This is a genomic window from Actinomadura rifamycini DSM 43936, from assembly GCF_000425065.1.
GTDB lineage: Bacteria > Actinomycetota > Actinomycetes > Streptosporangiales > Streptosporangiaceae > Spirillospora > Spirillospora rifamycini.
In genome coordinates this window covers 121,474-138,430 of sequence record NZ_AULB01000008.1, presented here as the reverse complement: position 1 = coordinate 138,430, position 16,957 = coordinate 121,474, and the positions used below count along the sequence as shown (strand labels likewise).

Sequence of the window (16,957 nt, the reverse complement as noted above, 5' to 3'; positions counted from 1 at the left end):
CTCCTCGCGGCGTCGTACGGGCGAGCCGATGGGGCAGGAGACTACGCCGAGGCTCCGGCGAATTGCGGCAATTGACGCAACTTTCCCTCTTGTCCCAATGTACGCGGGACTGAGGTCCCACCCCGGTGGGAAAGAATCACGGGGGCCGCTCCCGAGCGGGATTCGGTTAGGTGGTACCACTGGGTAACCCCCGGGTGATTACCTGGGGGGCGTAGTCGGTGCTCGATGTGAGGAGACACAGATGGCGGAACTGCGCTACGACGGCCGGGTCGCGGTCGTGACCGGTGCGGGGCACGGGCTCGGCCGGCAGCACGCGCTGGAGCTGGCCTCCCGCGGCGCGAAGGTCGTCGTGAACGACCTCGGCGGCGACCGCTCGGGCGTCGGCGCCGACGCCGGCCCGGCGCAGCAGGTCGTCGACGAGATCAAGAAGAACGGCGGCGAGGCCGTCGCCAACCCCGACAACGTCGCCACCCCCGAGGGCGCGCAGGCGATCGTCCAGACCGCGCTGGACACGTTCGGCAAGGTCGACATCGTCATCAACAACGCGGGCATCCTGCGCGACAAGTCGTTCAAGAACATGACCCCGGAGGAGTTCGACGCGGTCATCGCCGTCCACCTGCGCGGCTCGTTCCTGGTCTCCAGCGCCGCCTGGCCGCACCTGCGCGAGCAGGGCTACGGGCGGATCGTCAACACCTCGTCCCCCGCGGGCCTCTTCGGCAACTTTGGCCAGGCCAACTACTCGACGGCCAAGATGGGCCTCGTCGGCTTCACCAAGACCCTCGCGCAGGAGGGCGCCAAGTACGGCATCAAGGCCAACGCGATCGCCCCGGTCGCCTGGACCCGGATGACCGAGGACCTCCTCCCCGCCGACTTCGCCGACAAGCTCGGCGTCGACCAGGTCACCCCGCTGGTCGCCTTCCTCGTGCACGACAGCGTCGAGGACTCCGGCGAGGTCTACACGGTCGGCGGCGGCCGCATCGCCAAGATCTTCGTGGCGGAGGGCCCCGGCTACGGGCAGAAGTCGACGCTGTCGGTGGAGGACGTCCGGGACAACTGGACGGCCATCAACTCCGGCGACCCGCTCACGGTCTTCAAGAACGTGGGCGAGCAGATGGGGCCGCTCATCAAGCAGCTCACCTCCTGAGCCGTTGAGCGGGCTGAAGCTCGACCGCCGGGACGGGGTCCTCACGATCACCCTGGCCCGCCCGGAACGCCTCAACGCCGTCGACGGCGCGCTGACCGAGGAGATGCTCGACGTCCTCAACGGCCTGATGCGCGACCCCGCGACCCGGGTCGTCGTGCTCACCGGCGAGGGCCGCGGGTTCTGCTCCGGGATGGACATCCAGGGCGGCGGCGCGGACGACGGCGCGGAGGCCGCGGAGGGACGCGTCCAGCGGCTCTACCGGGGCATCGCGAACGGCGGCGAGGTCACCGCGCGGCTCCGGGAGATCCCGCAGCCGGTGATCGCGGCGCTGCACGGGCCGGTCGCCGGGATGGGCGTGTCGTGGGCGCTGGCCTGCGACCTGCGCGTCGCCGACCCGACCACCCGGTTCGTCGTCCCGTTCACCGACCTCGGCCTGTCGGCCGGGGACTGCGGGCTGTCCTGGCTGCTGCCCCGGCTCGTCGGCCCCGCGAAGGCCGCCGAGATCTCCTACCGGGCGCAGCGGCTGGACGCGGCGCGCGCTCTCGACCTCGGGCTGCTCACCGAGATCGTCGACGAGGGCGGGGACCTCGCGGGCGCGCACGCGCTCGCCGACGAACTGCTCACCAAGTCGCCGTACGGGCTGCGGCGCACGAAGGAACTGCTCAACATGGCGCTGGACGCCCCCGGCCTGCGGCGCCAGCTCGCGGCGGAGACGGGCGTGCAGACCCTCGCGTTCTTCAGCGAGGACCTCGCCGAAGGCATGGCCGCGACGCTCCAGAAGCGCCGCCCCGAGTTCAAGAACCGCTGACAGACCGCGAGGGCCGCGGCGGGACGTCGTCCCGCCGCGGCCCTCGCGTCGCGCGTGCACCGGCCCCCTGCGGCCGCGTGGGGCCCGGAGGCCCCGCGGCGTCCCGCGGGCCGCTCAGTCGGCGAGAGCCGTGGCGAGCGCCTCGACGTAGCGGAGCGCGGCGAGGCGGGCCAGCGCCGGGTGCGGGCCCAGCGGCGCCGCGTACCCGGCCCCGATGGCCTCGGCGGCCGCCGCGACGTACGCCGTCTCCGGCTCGATGCCGATCAGGTGCGGCGCGATCGCCACCGACGCGGCGCCGGTCGCGCGGAGCTGGTCCGCGACGGACTTCACCGCTGCCTCCTCCGCGAGCGACGCCGTGAACACCGGGGCCGCCAGCCGGGACGCCAGCAACACGCCGGTCACCTCGGCCTGCCGCACCGCGTCGGGGCCGCCCGGCGTGGCGACGACGAACCCGGACGCGGCCGTCACCATCGTCATCATCCGGATCCGGTCGGCGCGCGCCAGGCCGGCGTCCGCGAGCCGGTCGTGCAGCGCCTCGGCGATCAGCGGGTGCGGGCCCAGCGGCTCGGCGGCGACGGCCGGCACCGGCGCGTTCGCGACGGCCGCGCGGACGGCGTCGTCCAGCGCCGGATCGGGACCGGTGGACAGCGGGACCACCACCGCCGCGAGCTCCCCCTCCTGCCGCGGCAGCCCGGCGAGGACCCCGTGCAGGGACGCCTCGCCCCCCTCCAGGTGCCCGACGTGGGCGCGCTGGCCGGTGTGCTCGATCTCGACGAGCCGGGCGAGCTCGTCCGCGATCTCCGTACCGGGGCGCCGGGCGCCGGGAACGGCCAGGACCAGCGCGGGGGATCCGGGGGGCAGCAGGAAGGACTCGTCGCCGCGGTGGCGGCCGCCGCGGGGGGTGCGGCGGCGTCGCGACGGAAGTGCCTCGGATGCCTGGCTTTCGGGACTCACGGCGGGCATCGTAACGTCCCGCGCCGCACCTGTCGGCGTCCCGGCCTGATGAAGCCGGTATCTGTGACCCTGTCGTGAGGGAGGGGAGACAGATGCGTAGTACCGGGTTGCGGGGGAATTGACCGGTCCCTTTATCATCGCGGGAACCCTCCGTAACGGGATGCTGACACCGGTCTGATGACGCTCGGTCGCCGATCACCCCGAACCCGTGACGTAGTAGGCTCCGCAGACCCCCGTACACGACGCATCGGGAGGTTTCCCCCCGCATGTTCCACCCCCGAGTGCCGAGACCCGAACCCGTGAGCAGGGGCTGTCGACCGTGACGACCTCGCGTTTCTCCTCCATCCGGTCGCGGATCACGCTGCTGGTCCTCGCGCCGCTGCTGGCCGTCGCGTCGCTGTGGGCGTTCCTGACCGCCGTCACCTACGGCGACGCGAACCAGCTCATGCAGGCGCGGGCGTTCCAGGAGAAGGCGGTGCAGCCCACGCAGCGGCTCATCGACGCGCTGCAGAAGGAGCGGCGCCTGTCGATGACCGCGATCGGCAACGGCGGGCCGGAGCTGCGCGACCAGCGGCTCGCCACCGACCGGGCCGCCGCGTTCGTGGCGTCGGGCGCCCGCGACGAGGGCCTGCGCGAGGACCTCCTGCCGCAGGTGGTCGGCCGGTGGGACGCGCTCGTGAGCGAACTGCGGTCCCTGGACGCCGTCCGCGCCGGCGTCGACCAGGCGACCGACGACCGCGCGACCGTCCTGCGGGACTACACCTCCCTCATCGACGCCGGGTTCGCCGTCTACACCGCCACGACCCCCGGCAACGGCGAGATCACCGCCGACGCGCAGACGCTCGTGCTGATGGGCCGCGCCCGCGAGTTCCTCGCCCGCGAGGACGCGCTGCTCACCGCCGCCCTCGCCGACGGGCGCCTCACCGCCACCGAGCGCGGCGAGTTCGCGCAGCTCGTCGGCGCGCAGCGGTACCTGTACGAGGACAACGTCAAGAACCTCCCCGAGGGCGGGCGCGAGCAGTTCGAGCAGTTCGCGGCGTCCGAGGAGCTCCGCCGCTTCCGGCAGCTCGAGGACCGCGTCGTCCGCGGCGCCCCCGCGACCGCCGCGGCCGGCAACGCGGCGGCGAACCGGGCCGCGCCGCCCGTCGCCCTCGCCGACTGGCGGGCCGCCGCCGACGCCGCCAACGCGGGACTGTTCCGCCTGGAGAACCGGGTCCTGGACGACCTCACCGCCCGGGCCCGCGGCATCGCGACGGACGTGTTCGTCCGGCTCGGCGCCGCCGCCGGGCTCGGCCTGCTCGCGGTCGCGCTGTCGGTGTTCATCGCCGCCCGCGTCTCCCGCCGGCTCGTCCGCGAGTGCCGCACCCTCGCCGACGCCGTCGTCGACTTCACCCAGCGGCGGCTGCCGCGGCTCGCCGAGCAGATCCGCGCCGGCCGCCCCGCCGAGGCCCGCACCCTCCGCGACGAGGACTTCCACATCAACGAGGTCCGGCAGATCGCCGAGTCGTTCGACCGCGCCCACGAAGCCGTGATCGTCGCCGCCGAGGGCGAGATCGCGGCGCGGCGCGGCATCAGCGAGGTCTTCGTGAACCTCGCGCGCCGCAACCAGGCCCTCCTGCACCGGCAGCTCAGCCTCCTCGACACGATGGAGCGCCGCACCGAGGACCCGGCCGAGCTGTCCGACCTGTTCCGCCTCGACCACCTCGCCACCCGCATGCGCCGGCACGCCGAGGGCCTGGTGATCCTCGCGGGCAAGACCGCGGGCCGCGGCTGGCGCCGTCCCGTCCCGCTCGTGGACGTCGTGCGCGGCGCGGTCGCAGAGGTCGAGGACTACCCGCGGGTCCGGGTGCAGCCGCTGCCGCGCGTCTCGCTGCTCGGCTCGGCCGTCGCGGACGTCGTCCACCTGCTGGCCGAGGTCGTGGAGAACGCCACCACGTTCTCGCCGCCGCAGTCGCCGGTGCGGGTCAGCGGGCACCCCGTCGCCAACGGGTTCGCGATCGAGGTCGAGGACCGCGGGCTCGGCATGACCGAGGAGGCCATCCGCGCCGCGAACGCCCGGCTGGCCGACCCGCCCGAGTTCGACCCCACCGACAGCGCCCAGCTCGGCCTGTTCGTCGTCGCGCGGCTCGCCGCACGGCACGACGTCAAGGTCACGCTGCGGCCGTCCCCGTACGGCGGCACGACCGCCATCGCGCTCATCCCCGCCTCCCTCCTGGTGGAGCCCGCCGAGCAGGAGCGGCTCCAGCGCAGGAGCAGCGGGCCGATGCCCGCGATCCAGCAGCCGACCGCGGCGCTGGCCGCCGGCGCCCGCCCGGCGGAGGAGACGGGCGGCGTCGTCCGGCTCGTCGCCGAGGCGGAGCCCGTCCGGCCGCAGCCCGCGCCGGAGCCCGAACCCGAGCCCGTCCGGCAGGAGGCCGCGCCGGAGCCCGTCCGGCCGGAGCCCGTCCCGGAGCCGGCGCCCGAGCCGGAGCCGCCGCTGAAGGACGGCGAACTGCCCAAGCGCAGGCGGCAGACGCACCTCGCGCCGCAGCTCAAGGAGCGCGTCGACGCCCACCTCGCCGCCCAGGGCCGCACGCCCCCCGAACCCGCCGCGCCGCCGGAGGCGCCGCCTCCGGCGCCCGGGTGGTCCGCGCCGCCGTCCGTCGGCCGGCACGCCGCACCGCCGCCGGACGCGCCGCTGTCCGCGCCCGTCCCCGCCGACGGGCCCGACGGGGCGCGCTCGCCCGAGGCGCTGCGGTCCATGATGTCGGCCATGCAGCAGGGCTGGCAGCGCGGCCGGGACGAGTCGGCGGCGGACGAACAGACTTCGCAGAACCGAGGCGACCAGGAGGACGACACCCCATGACAGATGCCCAGCACTCCGGCGCGGAGCCCGCTGGCGGCGGCCTGAACTGGCTGCTCGACAGCCTCGTCGACCGTGTCGCGCCCGTGCAGAACGCGGTGGTGCTGTCCAGCGACGGGCTGCGCATGGCCGCGTCCCGCGGACTGGCCGAGGACGAGTCGGACCACCTCTCGGCCGTCGCGGCGAGCTTCCAGAGCCTCGCCCGCGGCGCCGGCGAGTCGTTCGGCGGCGGCCCGGTCCGGCAGACCATCGTGGAGATGGAGTCGTCGTTCCTGTTCGTCACCGCCGCCGGGCGCGGCGCGTGCCTGGCCGTGCTCGCCGACGCCGACGCCGACCTCGGGATCATCGCCTACGAGATGGCCATGCTCGTCACCCGCGTCGGCCAGCACCTGTCGGCCGACCCCCGCGTCGCCGCGGTCGAGCCGGGCGGCGGGTGACATGGAACGCTCGGAGGGGGCGGGCTGGTACGACGACGCGGCCGGGCCCGTCGTCCGCCCGTACGCGCTCACCGGCGGGCGGACCCACCACGACGACGCCGACCAGTTCGACATGGTCGCCCTCATCGTCGCCGCACCGCGCCCGGGCGACCGGGAGGACGACCGCGGCCCCGCGTCCGGGTGGGCCCCGGAGCCGGAACATGACATGATCTTGGAGCTTTGCCGCACCCCGTTGTCGGTTGTCGAGATAGCGTCGGATCTGGAACTTCCCCTCGGAGTCGTCCGGGTCCTTCTCGGCGACCTGCTCGACCACTCGCTGATCGAGGTTCGACGCCCCGCGCCGGTGGCGCAGTTCCCCAGCGAGCGCGTACTCAAGGAAGTGATCGATGGAATCCGTGCGCTCTGACGCGGTCGCCTCGGCGGGCGATTCCGCGCTGACCGTCAAGATCCTGGTCGCCGGTGGTTTCGGCGTCGGCAAGACCACCCTGGTGAGCGCCGTCAGCGAGATCCGGCCGCTGCGCACCGAGGAGTCCCTGACCGAGAAGAGCATCGGGATCGACGACACCAGCGCCGTCGCCCAGAAGACGACGACGACCGTCGCGATGGACTTCGGCCGCATCACGCTGCCGAACGGCCTGGTGCTCTTCGTGTTCGGAACCCCCGGCCAGGACCGTTTCTGGTTCATGTGGGACGAACTGGCCAAGGGCGCCCTCGGCGCGGTCGTGCTGGTCGACACCCGCCGGCTCGCCGACTGCTTCGCATCCGTGGACTACTTCGAGCGGCGCGGCGTCCCCTTCATCATCGGGGTCAACCGCTTCGACGGCGCGGGCCACCACCCGCCCGAACAGGTCCGCGACGCCCTGGACCTGCCGCCGGACGTCCCGGTGATCTCCTGCGACGTCCGGGACCGGGAGGACGCCAAGCGCGTCCTCATCACCCTGGTCGAACACATCATGCGAACCATGAGCACCCAGCGCGTCGCATCTCATTAGCGTCACGTTTCACCGGCGTCGCCCTCGGCGTCAGGCCCCAGGGGGCCTTCCCTCAACGGGTGCCGCGGTGCGATCGCCGCATCGCTCCGACTCGCCCGGGGGCTCGCCGCGCGATCAGGTTCTCGCAAGCTCGAACCTGCCTCCGGTCGCGATAGCCGTGGCCCCGGCCCCCTCGGGCCGGGGCGACGACTGACGCAGCGGCGCGCCCCCTCGCGGCCCGCGCACGCCGGTACCCGGCGGCGGCCTCGGCGGCGGCCCTCTCGGCCCCGCCAAGGCCACCGCCCCCATGCCCGCCCAAGCCCAAGCCCACCGAACCACCCACCCACCCCGCCTCCACCGCGCCGGTTCCCGTCCCGCGCCGAGTGCGCCGTCCGTCCCGTCTAGGCCCCCCGCGCTTCCACCCGCTGGCGCTCCACCGCGCCGTTCCCGTCCCGCGCCGCGTGCGCCGTCCGCGCCGTCCAGGCCCCCGCGCTTCCGCCCGCTCGCGTTCGCCGTGCGCGCCGTCCGGGCCCGCCGCCACGATGCACGCACCCGCCGCGTGCCGCCGAAACCTGACGCCACCTGCCCCGCGCCACAAGCTCACCGGCCGCGGCGGGGCGGCCGCCCGCGCGCGTGTCGTCCGGATCCGCCGCGCTTCTGCCCCGGCCGCTCGCGCCGGTGCCGTCCCGCGCCACAAGCCCACCGCTCGCGTCGCTCGCGTCCACCGTGCCGCCGGCCTGCCGTGCGGCTGCCCGTGCTCCTGCGCGTGCGTCGTTCAGAGCGTTTGTGCTTGCCGTGCTGGGGGGCGGTGTGGGGCTTTGTCTTCTGAGTGGAAAAAGTTCGGGTGATCTCACGAAAAGGTCTTCTCAACGCGGCGAAAGCCGGTTACGTTCTCGGCACGACCGGCGCGGCCGGCCCGTTCGGGGGCCGGGTCCGTGGTGCCGGTGCTGCGTGGACCCGGAGGGACGGCGAGATGCGCATGACGGCTCGTCCGCAGAACGTGCACCAGGCACGCCTGCTGCGGCTGCTGCGCGACGAGGGGCCGCGGTCGCGGGCCGAGCTGGGCGATGTCGTCCGGCTCTCGCGGTCCAAGCTCGCGGTCGAGCTGGACCGGCTCGTGGAGCTCGGGCTCGTCGAGGGGGCGGGCCTGGCGGCGTCGCGGGGCGGGCGCAGGTCGGGCATCGTGCGGCTGTCGCCGCGGCTGCGGTTCGTCGCGTTCGACATCGGCGCGACGTCGATCGACGTCGCGGTCACCGACGGGGAGCTCGAGGTGCTCGGGCACGTCAACGAGCCCTGCGACGTGCGGCAGGGCGCGACGGCCGTCCTCGACCGGGCGCTCGACCTGCTCGGCAAGCTCCGCGACCAGGGGCTGATCGACGGGCAGGTGCACGGGACGGGCATCGGCGTCCCGGGGCCGGTCAGCTTCCGCGACGGCATGCCGGTCGTGCCGCCGATCATGCCCGGCTGGGACCGGTTCCCGGTGCGGGACGCGATCGGGCAGGAGCTCGGCTGCCCGGTGCTCGTCGACAACGACGTGAACCTGATGGCGCTCGGCGAGCTGACGTCCGGGGTGGCGCGGTCGGTGGACGACTTCCTGCTCGTCAAGATCGGGACGGGCATCGGCTGCGGCATCGTGGTGGACGGCTCGATCTACCGGGGCGTCTCGGGCAGCGCCGGCGACATCGGGCACATCCGCGTCGACGACGGCGGGCCGGTGTGCGCGTGCGGCAACGCGGGCTGCCTCGAGGCGTACTTCGGCGGCGCGGCGCTGGCGCGGGACGCGACTGCGGCCGCGGCGTCGGGCGAGTCCGCCCACCTCGCGGCGCTGCTGGAGACGCACGGCGAGCTGACGGGCGAGCACGTGTCGCTCGCGGCGGCGGCGGGCGACCCCGCGTCGGTGCGGATCATCCGCGAGGGCGGACGCCACGTCGGCCAGGTGCTCGCCGGGCTCGTCAGCTTCTTCAACCCCGGACTCGTGATCATCGCGGGCGGTGTCGCGGGGCTCGGCCACACGCTGCTGGCCGAGATCCGCAGCGTCGTCTACCGCCGGTCGGCGCCGCTCGCCACCGGCAACCTGCCCATCGTGCTGTCCGAGCTCGCCGGCGCCGCCGGCGTGGTCGGCGGCGCCCGGCTCATCAGCGACCACGTCTTCTCCACCGCCTAGGAGTCCCGATGGGCGAACCCCTGCTGCGGATGCGCGGCATCGTCAAGCAGTTCCCCGGCGTCCGCGCCCTGGACGGCGTCGACCTCGACGTCCTCCCGGGCGAGGTGCACTGCCTGCTCGGGCAGAACGGCGCCGGCAAATCCACGTTGATCAAGGTTCTCGCCGGCGCGCACCAGCCGGACGAGGGCGAGATCGTCCTCGACGGGGCGACGGTGCGGCTCGCCGGGCCCACGGCGGCCATGCGCGCCGGAATCGCCACCATCTACCAGGAGCTCGACCTGGTGGACGGCCTGTCGGTGGCGGACAACATCTTCCTCGGCCACGAGAAGGCGTCGTTCGGGTTCACCCGGCGGGGCGACGCCGAGCGGGCGGCGCGCGAGCTGCTCGGCCGGCTCGGGCACGGGGAGATCCCGCCGCGCCGGGAGGCCGGGCGGCTCCCGGCGGCGGGCAAGCAGGTCGTCAGCATGGCGCGGGCGCTGTCCCACGAGGCGAAGCTGATCGTGATGGACGAGCCGTCGGCGGCGCTCGCGCACGACGAGGTCGGCAACCTGTTCCGGATCATCCGCGAGCTGACGGCGGCGGGCGTCGCGGTCGTCTACATCTCGCACCGGCTGGAGGAGATCCGCGAGATCGGCGACCGGGTGACCGTGCTGAAGGACGGGCGGTCGGTCGCGAACGGGCTCCCCGCGAAGACGACGTCGACCGACAAGGTCGTGTCGCTGATGACCGGGCGGGACGTCGAGTACGTCTTCCCCGAGCGGGGCGAGGCGCCCGACGGCCCGGAGGTGCTGCGGGTCGAGGACCTGACGGTGCCGGGCGCCTTCGCGGACGTGTCGCTGACGGTGCGGGCCGGCGAGATCGTGGGCCTCGCGGGGCTCGTCGGGTCGGGCCGCTCGGAGATCCTCGAGACGGTCTACGGGATGCGGCGCCCCGCGAAGGGCCGGGTGCTCGTGGACGGGCGCCGCGTGCGGCCGGGCGACACGGGCGCGGCCGTCCGGCGCGGCATGGGCATGGCGCCGGAGGAGCGCAAGAGCCAGGCGCTGCTGCCGAACGAGACGGTCGCGGCGAACGTGACCGTGGCGGGGCTCGGCCGGTACTCGCGGCTCGGCTGGTTCGACCGGCGGCGGGAGCAGGACGACGTGCGGCGGCAGATCGCGTCGCTCGACATCCGGCCGCCCGACCCGCGGCGTCCCGTGGTGACGCTCTCGGGCGGCAACCAGCAGAAGGTCGTGCTGGCCCGCTGGCTGCTGGGCTCCGACGACCTGCGGCTGCTGATCCTGGACGAACCCACCCGGGGAGTCGACGTCGGCGCGCGCGCGGAGCTGTACGCGGTGATCCGGGAGCTGGCCGGGCGGGGCATCGCGGTGCTGCTGGTGTCCAGCGAGGTGCCCGAGGTGCTCGGGCTGGCCGACCGGGTCCTGGTCGTCCGGGAGGGGCGGGTCGTGCACACCGGCGACGCCCGCGACCTCGACGAGGCCGCCGTACTCAACATGATCATGGAAGGGAGCGCGCTGTGAGCGACGCGGGCGTGGACGAGCGCGGCGAGGCGCGCGTCTCGGTGGGCAAGGAGGCACCGGCCGCGAAGGCGGCGGACGCGCCGTGGTGGCGGCGCCCGCCGCTGGACGACACCCGGCACCTCGGGCTCGTCCTGGCGCTGCTGCTGCTGTGCGCCGTCGGGGCGATCACCGAGCCGGACAACTTCCTCACCACCGGCAACATGGTCGGCATCCTGGTGCTCGCCGCCACCATCGGCGTGATCACGGTCGGCCAGACGTTCGTCATCATCGGCGGCGGCATCGACCTGTCGGTCGGGTCGGTGATGGCGCTGGCGTCGGTGTGGGCGACGACCGTCGCGACGCAGTCGTACGGGCCGTGGGTCATGGCGATGTGCGCGATCCTCGTCGGGACCGGCGCGGGCGTCGTCAGCGGCCTGCTGATCTCCTACGGGCGGCTGGTGCCGTTCATCGCGACGCTGGCGATGCTCGTCGCGGCGCGCGGCCTGGCGCAGCGGCTCTCCGACCGCAAGACGCAGCTCGTGCAGCAGGAGAACAACGCGATCGTGGAGCTGTCCACGACGAAGGTGCTCGGGCTGCCGCTGGTCGTCTACATCTTCCTGGCCGTCGGCGCCGCCGGCTGGGTGCTGCTGAACCGCACCACGTTCGGCCGCCGGACGTTCGCGGTCGGCGGCAACCCGGAGGCCGCGCGGCTCGCCGGCATCGACGTCCGCCGCCACACGGTGCTGCTGTACGCGCTGTCCGGGTTCTGCTGCGGCGTCGCGGCGCTCATCATCATGGCCCGGACGACGACCGGGTCCAGCACGCACGGCGACCTGTACGAGCTGGACGCCATCGCCGCCGTGATCATCGGCGGGACGCTGCTGACCGGCGGCCGCGGCACGGTCATCGGCTCGATCCTCGGCGTGCTGGTGTTCACGCTCATCACGAACCTGTTCATCCTCAACGGCCTGCAGACCAGCGACCAGCTGATCGCGAAGGGCGCGATCATCGTCGTCGCCGTGCTGCTGCAGCGCCGGGCGCTGCGCTCGCCCACCTGACGTCCCCCGCCCCGATCCCGCGTCACCCCCCACCCCCCGATCAGGAGCACGACATGCGCGATCAGAGCAGCCCGTCCCGTCCCAGCCGCAGAGGCGTCCTGTTCGGCGGCGCCGTCGTCGCCGCCGGCACCCTCGCCGCGGCGTGCACGAGCAACGCCGAGCCGGACGACGGCGGCACCGCCGCCCGCGGCACGCTGGCCGGCGACAACGACAAGCCCGGCAAGAAGGTCACGATCGGGTTCTCCGCCCCGGCCGCCGACCACGGCTGGATGGCGGCGATCGCCAAGGACGCCGAGGCGCAGGCCAAGCAGTACACCGACGTCGAGTGGAAGCCGGTCGAGCCGACCAACGACATCAACCAGCAGATCTCCGCGGTCGAGTCGCTGATCCAGGCGAAGGTCAACGCGCTGGTGATCCTGCCGAACGACGGCGAGCAGCTGAACCAGGTCGCCCGCAAGGCGATGGACGCCGGTATCCCGGTCATCAACCTGGACCGCGTCTTCCCCGACAAGCTGTCCTACCGGACGTGGCTCGGCGGCGACAACTACGGCATGGGCGTGTCCGCGGGCCACTACATCGGCAAGAAGCTGAAGGACGACGGCGTCTCGAACCCGGTGATCGTCGAGGTGCAGGGCATCGCGACGCTGCCGCTCACCCAGGAGCGCAGCAAGGGCTTCGCGGACACGCTGAAGACCTACGGGTTCTCGGTCACCGACAGCCAGGCCGCGGAGTTCACCGTGGAGTCCGGCAACGAGGTCACCAGCAACCTGCTGTCGGCCCACAAGAAGATCGACGCGCTGTGGAACCACGACGACGACCAGGGCGTCGGCGTCCTCGCCGCGATCACGCAGTCCGGACGCGACGAGTTCTTCATGGTCGGCGGCGCCGGGTCCGCCAACGCCATGCGGGAGATCAAGAAGGGCGGGGTGCTGGAGGCGACCGTCACCTACCCGCCGACGATGGCGGGTTCGGCGGTCAAGCTGGCGCGGCTGATCGCGCAGGGCAAGGGCATGGCCGACCTCGTCGAGCTGCAGGTCCCGCAGTCGATCACGCTGGCGTCCGAGACGATCACCAAGGCGAACGTCGACACGTACATGCCGCTCGGCTTCGAGTCGTAGCCGGCAGCCGCAGGCGGCCGCCGCGGGCGGCCGCGCCCGCGTCCCGCACCCGTCCGAACCGTCCCGGGACGCGCCCGCCGAGACCCGGCGGGCGCGGCCCGGGCGATACAGAGAGGTGAGCACGAAATGACGACCGTCGGAGTCGGGATGGTCGGGCATGCGTTCATGGGGCGCGCCCACTCCCAGGCGTGGCGCAGCGTCGGACCGTTCTTCGATCCGCCGCTGACCCCCGTGATGACCGCCCTGGCCGGGCGCGACGCCGCACGCACCGGCGCCGCCGCCCGCGCGCTGGGCTGGGCGTCGGCCGAGACCGACTGGAAGGAACTGCTGCGCCGCGACGACGTCCAGCTCGTCGACGTCTGCACGCCGGGCGACAGCCACGCCGAGATCGCGGTCGCGGCGCTGGACGCGGGCAAGCACGTGCTGTGCGAGAAGCCGCTGGCCAACACGGTCGCCGAGGCCGAGTCGATGGTCGCCGCCGCCGAACGGGCCCGCGCGCGCGGCGTCCGCTCGATGGTCGGGTTCAACTACCGGCGGGTCCCCGCGGTGACGCTGGCGCGCCGGCTGGTCGCCGAGGGCCGCATCGGGACCGTCCGGCAGATCCGGGCGCAGTACCTCCAGGACTGGCTGACCGACCCCGAGTCCCCGCACACCTGGCGGTTGGACCGTGACAGGGCCGGGTCGGGCGCGCTCGGCGACATCGGCGCGCACATCATCGACACCGCGCAGTTCGTCACCGGGCAGCTCCTGACCGGCGTCACCGCGCTGACCGAGACCTTCACCCACGAGCGGCCCCTGCCCGGCGGCGGGACGGCCCCGGTCACCGTGGACGACGCCGCGCTGTTCCTCGGCCGCACCGACGGCGGGGCGGTCGCGGCGTTCGAGGCGACGCGGGTGGCGGCGGGCCGCAAGAACGCGCTGCGGATCGAGGTCAGCGGCTCGGCGGGCGCCCTGTCGTTCGACCTGGAGTCGCTGAACGAGCTGTGGTTCCACGACGCGGCCGAGGACGCGGCGACCGCCGGGTTCCGCCGGATCGTCGTCACCGAGGACGTGCACCCCTACGCCGGGCGGTGGTGGCCGCCCGGCCACATGCTCGGCTACGAGCACACCTTCACCCACCAGATGGCCGACCTGCTCACCGCCATCGCCGAGGGCACCGACCCCGCCCCGTCGTTCGCCGACGGGCTGCGGGTGCAGCGGGTGCTGGCGGCCGTCGAGCGCAGCGCCGCCGAGGGCGGCGGCTGGACCACCGTCGAAGGGAACGCGTGACATGTCGGAGAAAGCGGCACGACCGATCACCCTGTTCACCGGCCAGTGGGCGGACCTGCCGTTCGAGGAGGTCTGCCGGCTGGCGTCCGGCTGGGGCTACGAGGGCCTCGAGATCGCCTGCTGGGGCGACCACTTCGAGGTCGACAAGGCCCTGGCCGACGACTCCTACATCCCCCGCAAGCTGGAGACGCTGGCCGAGCACGGGCTGAAGGTGTGGGCGATCTCCAACCACCTCGTCGGGCAGGCCGTCTGCGACATCCCGGACGAGCGCCACCAGGCGATCCTGCCCGAGCGGATCTGGGGCGACGGCGAGGCCGAGGGGATCCGGACCCGGGCCGCCGAGGAGATCAAGGACACCGCGCGGGCCGCCGCGAAACTCGGCGTCGACACCGTCATCGGGTTCACCGGCTCGTCGATCTGGCACACCGTCGCGATGTTCCCGCCCACCCCCGAGTCGATGATCGAGCGCGGCTACGCCGACTTCGCCGACCGGTGGAACCCGATCCTGGACGTCTTCGACGAAGTCGGCGTCCGGTTCGCGCACGAGGTCCACCCGAGCGAGATCGCCTACGACTACCACTCGACCGTCCGGACGCTGGAGGCGATCGGCCACCGGCCCGCGTTCGGCCTCAACTTCGACCCGTCCCACTTCGTCTGGCAGGAACTCGACGCCGTGGGCTTCCTGTTCGACTTCCGCGACCGGATCTACCACGTCGACTGCAAGGACACCAAGGTCCGCACCGGCGACGGCCGCCGCGGCCGGCTGTCGTCCCACCTGCCGTGGGGCGACCTGCGGCGCGGCTGGGACTTCATCTCCACCGGCCGCGGCGACGTCCCGTGGGAGGACGTGTTCCGCGCCCTCAACGCCATCGGCTACGGCGGCCCCGTCTCGATCGAGTGGGAGGACGCGGGCATGGACCGCCTGCAGGGCGCGCCCGAGGCGCTCCGGTTCGTCCGGGCGCTCAACGCGATGGAGCCGCCGACCGCGTCGTTCGACGCCGCCTTCGCGAAGGACGAGTAGGAAGGGCGGTCAGGCGCGGAAGTCGGCGAAGTCGAAGCCGGGGGAGACCACGCAGCTCACGAGGACCTCCTCCGGCCCCGCCGGCCGCGCCGCCTGCCACGTCCCGGCGGGGACGACCGCCTGCGGCGCCTGCCCGGCCTCGACGTCCCCGCCGACGACGACCGTCCGCTCCTCCCCGGGGCGCTCCCCGGTGCCGCCCAGCACGAGGTGCAGCGGTCCGCCGCGGTGCCACAGCCACAGCTCGGCGGACCGCACCACGTGCCACATCGACTCCTCGCCGGGCGGCAGCAGGAAGTAGATGCCGGTCGCGCTCGCCCGCTCGCCCGGGTAGCCGTCCGGGACGAACCGGACGTCCGAGCGCCACGTCTCCCGGTACCAGCCGCCCTCCGGGTGGGGCAGCAGGTCGAGCGCCTCCGCGGTCGCGGGGCGGTCGAGGAGCGCCGTGTGCCGTCCGTCCGGGCCGCGCCGCAGGTACCGGACGCGCGCCGCGGTCGTCCGGTCGATCACGCCCTGCGGCGGGCGGATCCCCGGCGCCGGGTCCAGCGTGACCGCGAGGACCTGGCCGTCCGGGAACGCGTCGTCGGCGACCGCGAGGACGTCCTGCTCCTGGTCCGGCGCCCACACACCCCCCGCCTCGGACAGGACGAACCGTGGTCCCGGCTGCGCGCGCCAGCCGTCCGATGTCGTGAGCAGCAGCATGATCACAACCTAGAGGAGCGGGGACGGCGTCAGACCATGGTCAGGACGATCTTGCCGGTGACGTGACCCGTCTCGCCCCGCTCGTGCGCGCGCGCCGCCTCCTCCAGCGGGAACACCGCGTCGATCTCGGCGTGCAGCCTCCCGGCCTCCGCCAGGGCCGCGATCTGCCGCATCGCGTGGTGGTCCGGCTCGACCAGGAGCCCCTCCCAGCGCACCCCGGCGTCCTCGGCCGCGCCCGCGAACCCCTCCGGGGCGTTGCGCAGCAGCGACACCAGGACGCCGCCGGGCCGCAGCACCCGCAGCGACCGCGTCCCGTACTCGCCGCCGATCGGGTCGAGCACCACGTCGACGTCCTCGGCGACCTCGGCGAAGTCCACCGACGTGTAGTCGATCGGCTCGTCCACCCCGATCCGCCGCAGGAACCCGTGCTTGCCGCCGCTCGCCGTCCCCAGCACCTCCGCGCCGCGCGCCTTCGCGATCTGCACCGCCAGGTGCCCGACCCCGCCGGCCGCCGCGTGCACCAGCACCCGCCGTCCCTCCCGGACCCCGGCCGTGTCGACCAGCGACTGCCACGCGGTCAGCGCCGCCAGCGGCAGCGCGCCCGCCTGCACGTGGTCGATGTTCGCGGGCTTGCGGACGAACGTCCGCGACGGCGCCGCCACGTAGTCGGCGTGCGAGCCGACCCCGAACGGGTACCGCAGCATCCCGAACACCTCGTCGCCCGGCTTGTGGATCGTCACCCCGACGCCCACCGCCTCGACCGTGCCCGAGACGTCCCAGCCCAGCGTGAACGGCGGGTCCCCGAGGAAGCCCTTGCCGGCCCGGTGCTTCCAGTCGGTCGGGTTCACCCCGGCCGCGTGCACCCGGATCAGGACCTCCGTGGGCCCCGGCACCGGCCGGTCGACCTCCACCAGTTCCAGCACGTCCGGCCCGCCCGTCACGTCCTGCCGGACCGCTCGCATCTTCTCGCTCATCG

15 protein-coding genes are annotated in these 16,957 nt (G+C 73.9%); 12 read left to right on the top strand and 3 right to left on the bottom strand.

Annotated elements, in window-relative coordinates; translation table 11 throughout:
- Window positions 1-241: 241 nt before the first annotated feature.
- Entirely contained in the window at window positions 242-1,144 is a 903-nt protein-coding gene (locus tag H505_RS0105565) for an SDR family oxidoreductase (RefSeq protein ID WP_026401189.1), read from the top strand.
- A 4-nt stretch (window positions 1,145-1,148) separates the two neighbouring features.
- Complete coding sequence (locus H505_RS0105560) at window positions 1,149-1,952, top strand: enoyl-CoA hydratase/isomerase family protein (RefSeq protein WP_026401188.1); 804 nt, start codon at window positions 1,149-1,151, stop codon at window positions 1,950-1,952.
- Between the two features lie 114 nt (window positions 1,953-2,066).
- Here the strand turns inward: H505_RS0105560 and H505_RS0105555 are convergent, their stop codons facing one another.
- The gene (locus tag H505_RS0105555) at window positions 2,067-2,906 is read right to left on the bottom strand and encodes a sirohydrochlorin chelatase (protein ID WP_026401187.1); all 840 of its coding nucleotides are present in this window, start codon (window positions 2,904-2,906) and stop codon (window positions 2,067-2,069) included.
- 319 nt (window positions 2,907-3,225) lie between these two features.
- On the opposite strand from H505_RS0105555, the gene H505_RS0105550 reads away from it, so the two are divergent.
- The 10 genes from H505_RS0105550 (at window position 3,226) to H505_RS0105505 (ending at window position 15,282) form a co-directional block, all read left to right on the top strand.
- Window positions 3,226-5,751 carry a nitrate- and nitrite sensing domain-containing protein gene (locus H505_RS0105550; RefSeq protein WP_034516832.1) on the top strand — a complete coding sequence of 842 codons (2,526 nt, stop codon included), beginning with the start codon at window positions 3,226-3,228 and terminating at the stop codon, window positions 5,749-5,751.
- Window positions 5,748-6,185, top strand: a complete 438-nt coding sequence (locus H505_RS0105545; RefSeq protein WP_026401185.1) for a roadblock/LC7 domain-containing protein — start codon at window positions 5,748-5,750, stop codon at window positions 6,183-6,185. Before H505_RS0105550 ends, H505_RS0105545 begins: the two co-directional genes overlap by 4 nt.
- Before the next feature lies 1 nt (window position 6,186).
- Complete coding sequence (locus H505_RS0105540; protein WP_026401184.1) at window positions 6,187-6,591, top strand: DUF742 domain-containing protein; 405 nt, start codon at window positions 6,187-6,189, stop codon at window positions 6,589-6,591.
- Window positions 6,572-7,177: a GTP-binding protein gene (locus H505_RS0105535; protein ID WP_026401183.1), complete on the top strand. Its 606-nt coding sequence runs from the start codon at window positions 6,572-6,574 to the stop codon at window positions 7,175-7,177. The genes H505_RS0105540 and H505_RS0105535 overlap by 20 nt, the downstream gene beginning before the upstream one ends.
- 958 nt (window positions 7,178-8,135) lie before the next feature.
- Window positions 8,136-9,320 (top strand): ROK family transcriptional regulator, encoded by a 1,185-nt coding sequence (locus tag H505_RS0105530; RefSeq protein WP_026401182.1) that lies wholly within the window; start codon window positions 8,136-8,138, stop codon window positions 9,318-9,320.
- 8 nt (window positions 9,321-9,328) lie between these two features.
- Complete coding sequence (locus tag H505_RS0105525) at window positions 9,329-10,837, top strand: sugar ABC transporter ATP-binding protein (protein WP_026401181.1); 1,509 nt, start codon at window positions 9,329-9,331, stop codon at window positions 10,835-10,837.
- A complete protein-coding gene (locus H505_RS39975; RefSeq protein ID WP_233618066.1) occupies window positions 10,834-11,874 on the top strand; it encodes an ABC transporter permease in 1,041 nt (346 codons plus the stop codon). Before H505_RS0105525 ends, H505_RS39975 begins: the two co-directional genes overlap by 4 nt.
- Window positions 11,875-11,927: 53 nt before the next feature.
- Entirely contained in the window at window positions 11,928-12,992 is a 1,065-nt protein-coding gene (locus H505_RS0105515) for an ABC transporter substrate-binding protein (protein ID WP_026401180.1), read from the top strand.
- 126 nt (window positions 12,993-13,118) lie between these two features.
- Window positions 13,119-14,261, top strand: coding sequence for a Gfo/Idh/MocA family protein (locus H505_RS0105510; protein WP_026401179.1), 1,143 nt, complete (start codon window positions 13,119-13,121; stop codon window positions 14,259-14,261).
- A gap of 1 nt (window position 14,262) precedes the next feature.
- Window positions 14,263-15,282 carry a sugar phosphate isomerase/epimerase family protein gene (locus H505_RS0105505; RefSeq protein ID WP_026401178.1) on the top strand — a complete coding sequence of 340 codons (1,020 nt, stop codon included), beginning with the start codon at window positions 14,263-14,265 and terminating at the stop codon, window positions 15,280-15,282.
- A 9-nt stretch (window positions 15,283-15,291) separates the two neighbouring features.
- On the opposite strand, the gene H505_RS0105500 is transcribed toward H505_RS0105505, so the two are convergent.
- Together H505_RS0105500 and H505_RS0105495 are read right to left on the bottom strand one after the other, a co-directional pair.
- The gene (locus H505_RS0105500) at window positions 15,292-15,981 is read right to left on the bottom strand and encodes a cupin domain-containing protein (RefSeq protein ID WP_084549928.1); all 690 of its coding nucleotides are present in this window, start codon (window positions 15,979-15,981) and stop codon (window positions 15,292-15,294) included.
- Between the two features lie 29 nt (window positions 15,982-16,010).
- The gene (locus H505_RS0105495) at window positions 16,011-16,955 is read right to left on the bottom strand and encodes an NADP-dependent oxidoreductase (protein ID WP_026401176.1); all 945 of its coding nucleotides are present in this window, start codon (window positions 16,953-16,955) and stop codon (window positions 16,011-16,013) included.
- Between the last annotated feature and the right edge of the window lie 2 nt (window positions 16,956-16,957).

Bases quoted from the DNA above. Each gene is read 5' to 3' on its own strand.
- H505_RS0105525 (WP_026401181.1), top strand. From the start codon at position 9,329: ATGGGCGAACCCCTGCTGCGGATGCGCGGCATCGTCAAGCAGTTCCCC.
- H505_RS0105545 (WP_026401185.1), top strand. From the start codon at position 5,748: ATGACAGATGCCCAGCACTCCGGCGCGGAGCCCGCTGGCGGCGGCCTG.
- H505_RS0105530 (WP_026401182.1), top strand. From the start codon at position 8,136: ATGACGGCTCGTCCGCAGAACGTGCACCAGGCACGCCTGCTGCGGCTG.
- H505_RS0105515 (WP_026401180.1), top strand. From the start codon at position 11,928: ATGCGCGATCAGAGCAGCCCGTCCCGTCCCAGCCGCAGAGGCGTCCTG.
- H505_RS0105540 (WP_026401184.1), top strand. From the start codon at position 6,187: ATGGAACGCTCGGAGGGGGCGGGCTGGTACGACGACGCGGCCGGGCCC.
- H505_RS0105535 (WP_026401183.1), top strand. From the start codon at position 6,572: ATGGAATCCGTGCGCTCTGACGCGGTCGCCTCGGCGGGCGATTCCGCG.
- H505_RS0105505 (WP_026401178.1), top strand. From the start codon at position 14,263: ATGTCGGAGAAAGCGGCACGACCGATCACCCTGTTCACCGGCCAGTGG.
- H505_RS0105510 (WP_026401179.1), top strand. From the start codon at position 13,119: ATGACGACCGTCGGAGTCGGGATGGTCGGGCATGCGTTCATGGGGCGC.
- H505_RS0105565 (WP_026401189.1), top strand. From the start codon at position 242: ATGGCGGAACTGCGCTACGACGGCCGGGTCGCGGTCGTGACCGGTGCG.
- H505_RS0105495 (WP_026401176.1), bottom strand. From the start codon at position 16,955: ATGAGCGAGAAGATGCGAGCGGTCCGGCAGGACGTGACGGGCGGGCCG.
- H505_RS0105500 (WP_084549928.1), bottom strand. From the start codon at position 15,981: ATGCTGCTGCTCACGACATCGGACGGCTGGCGCGCGCAGCCGGGACCA.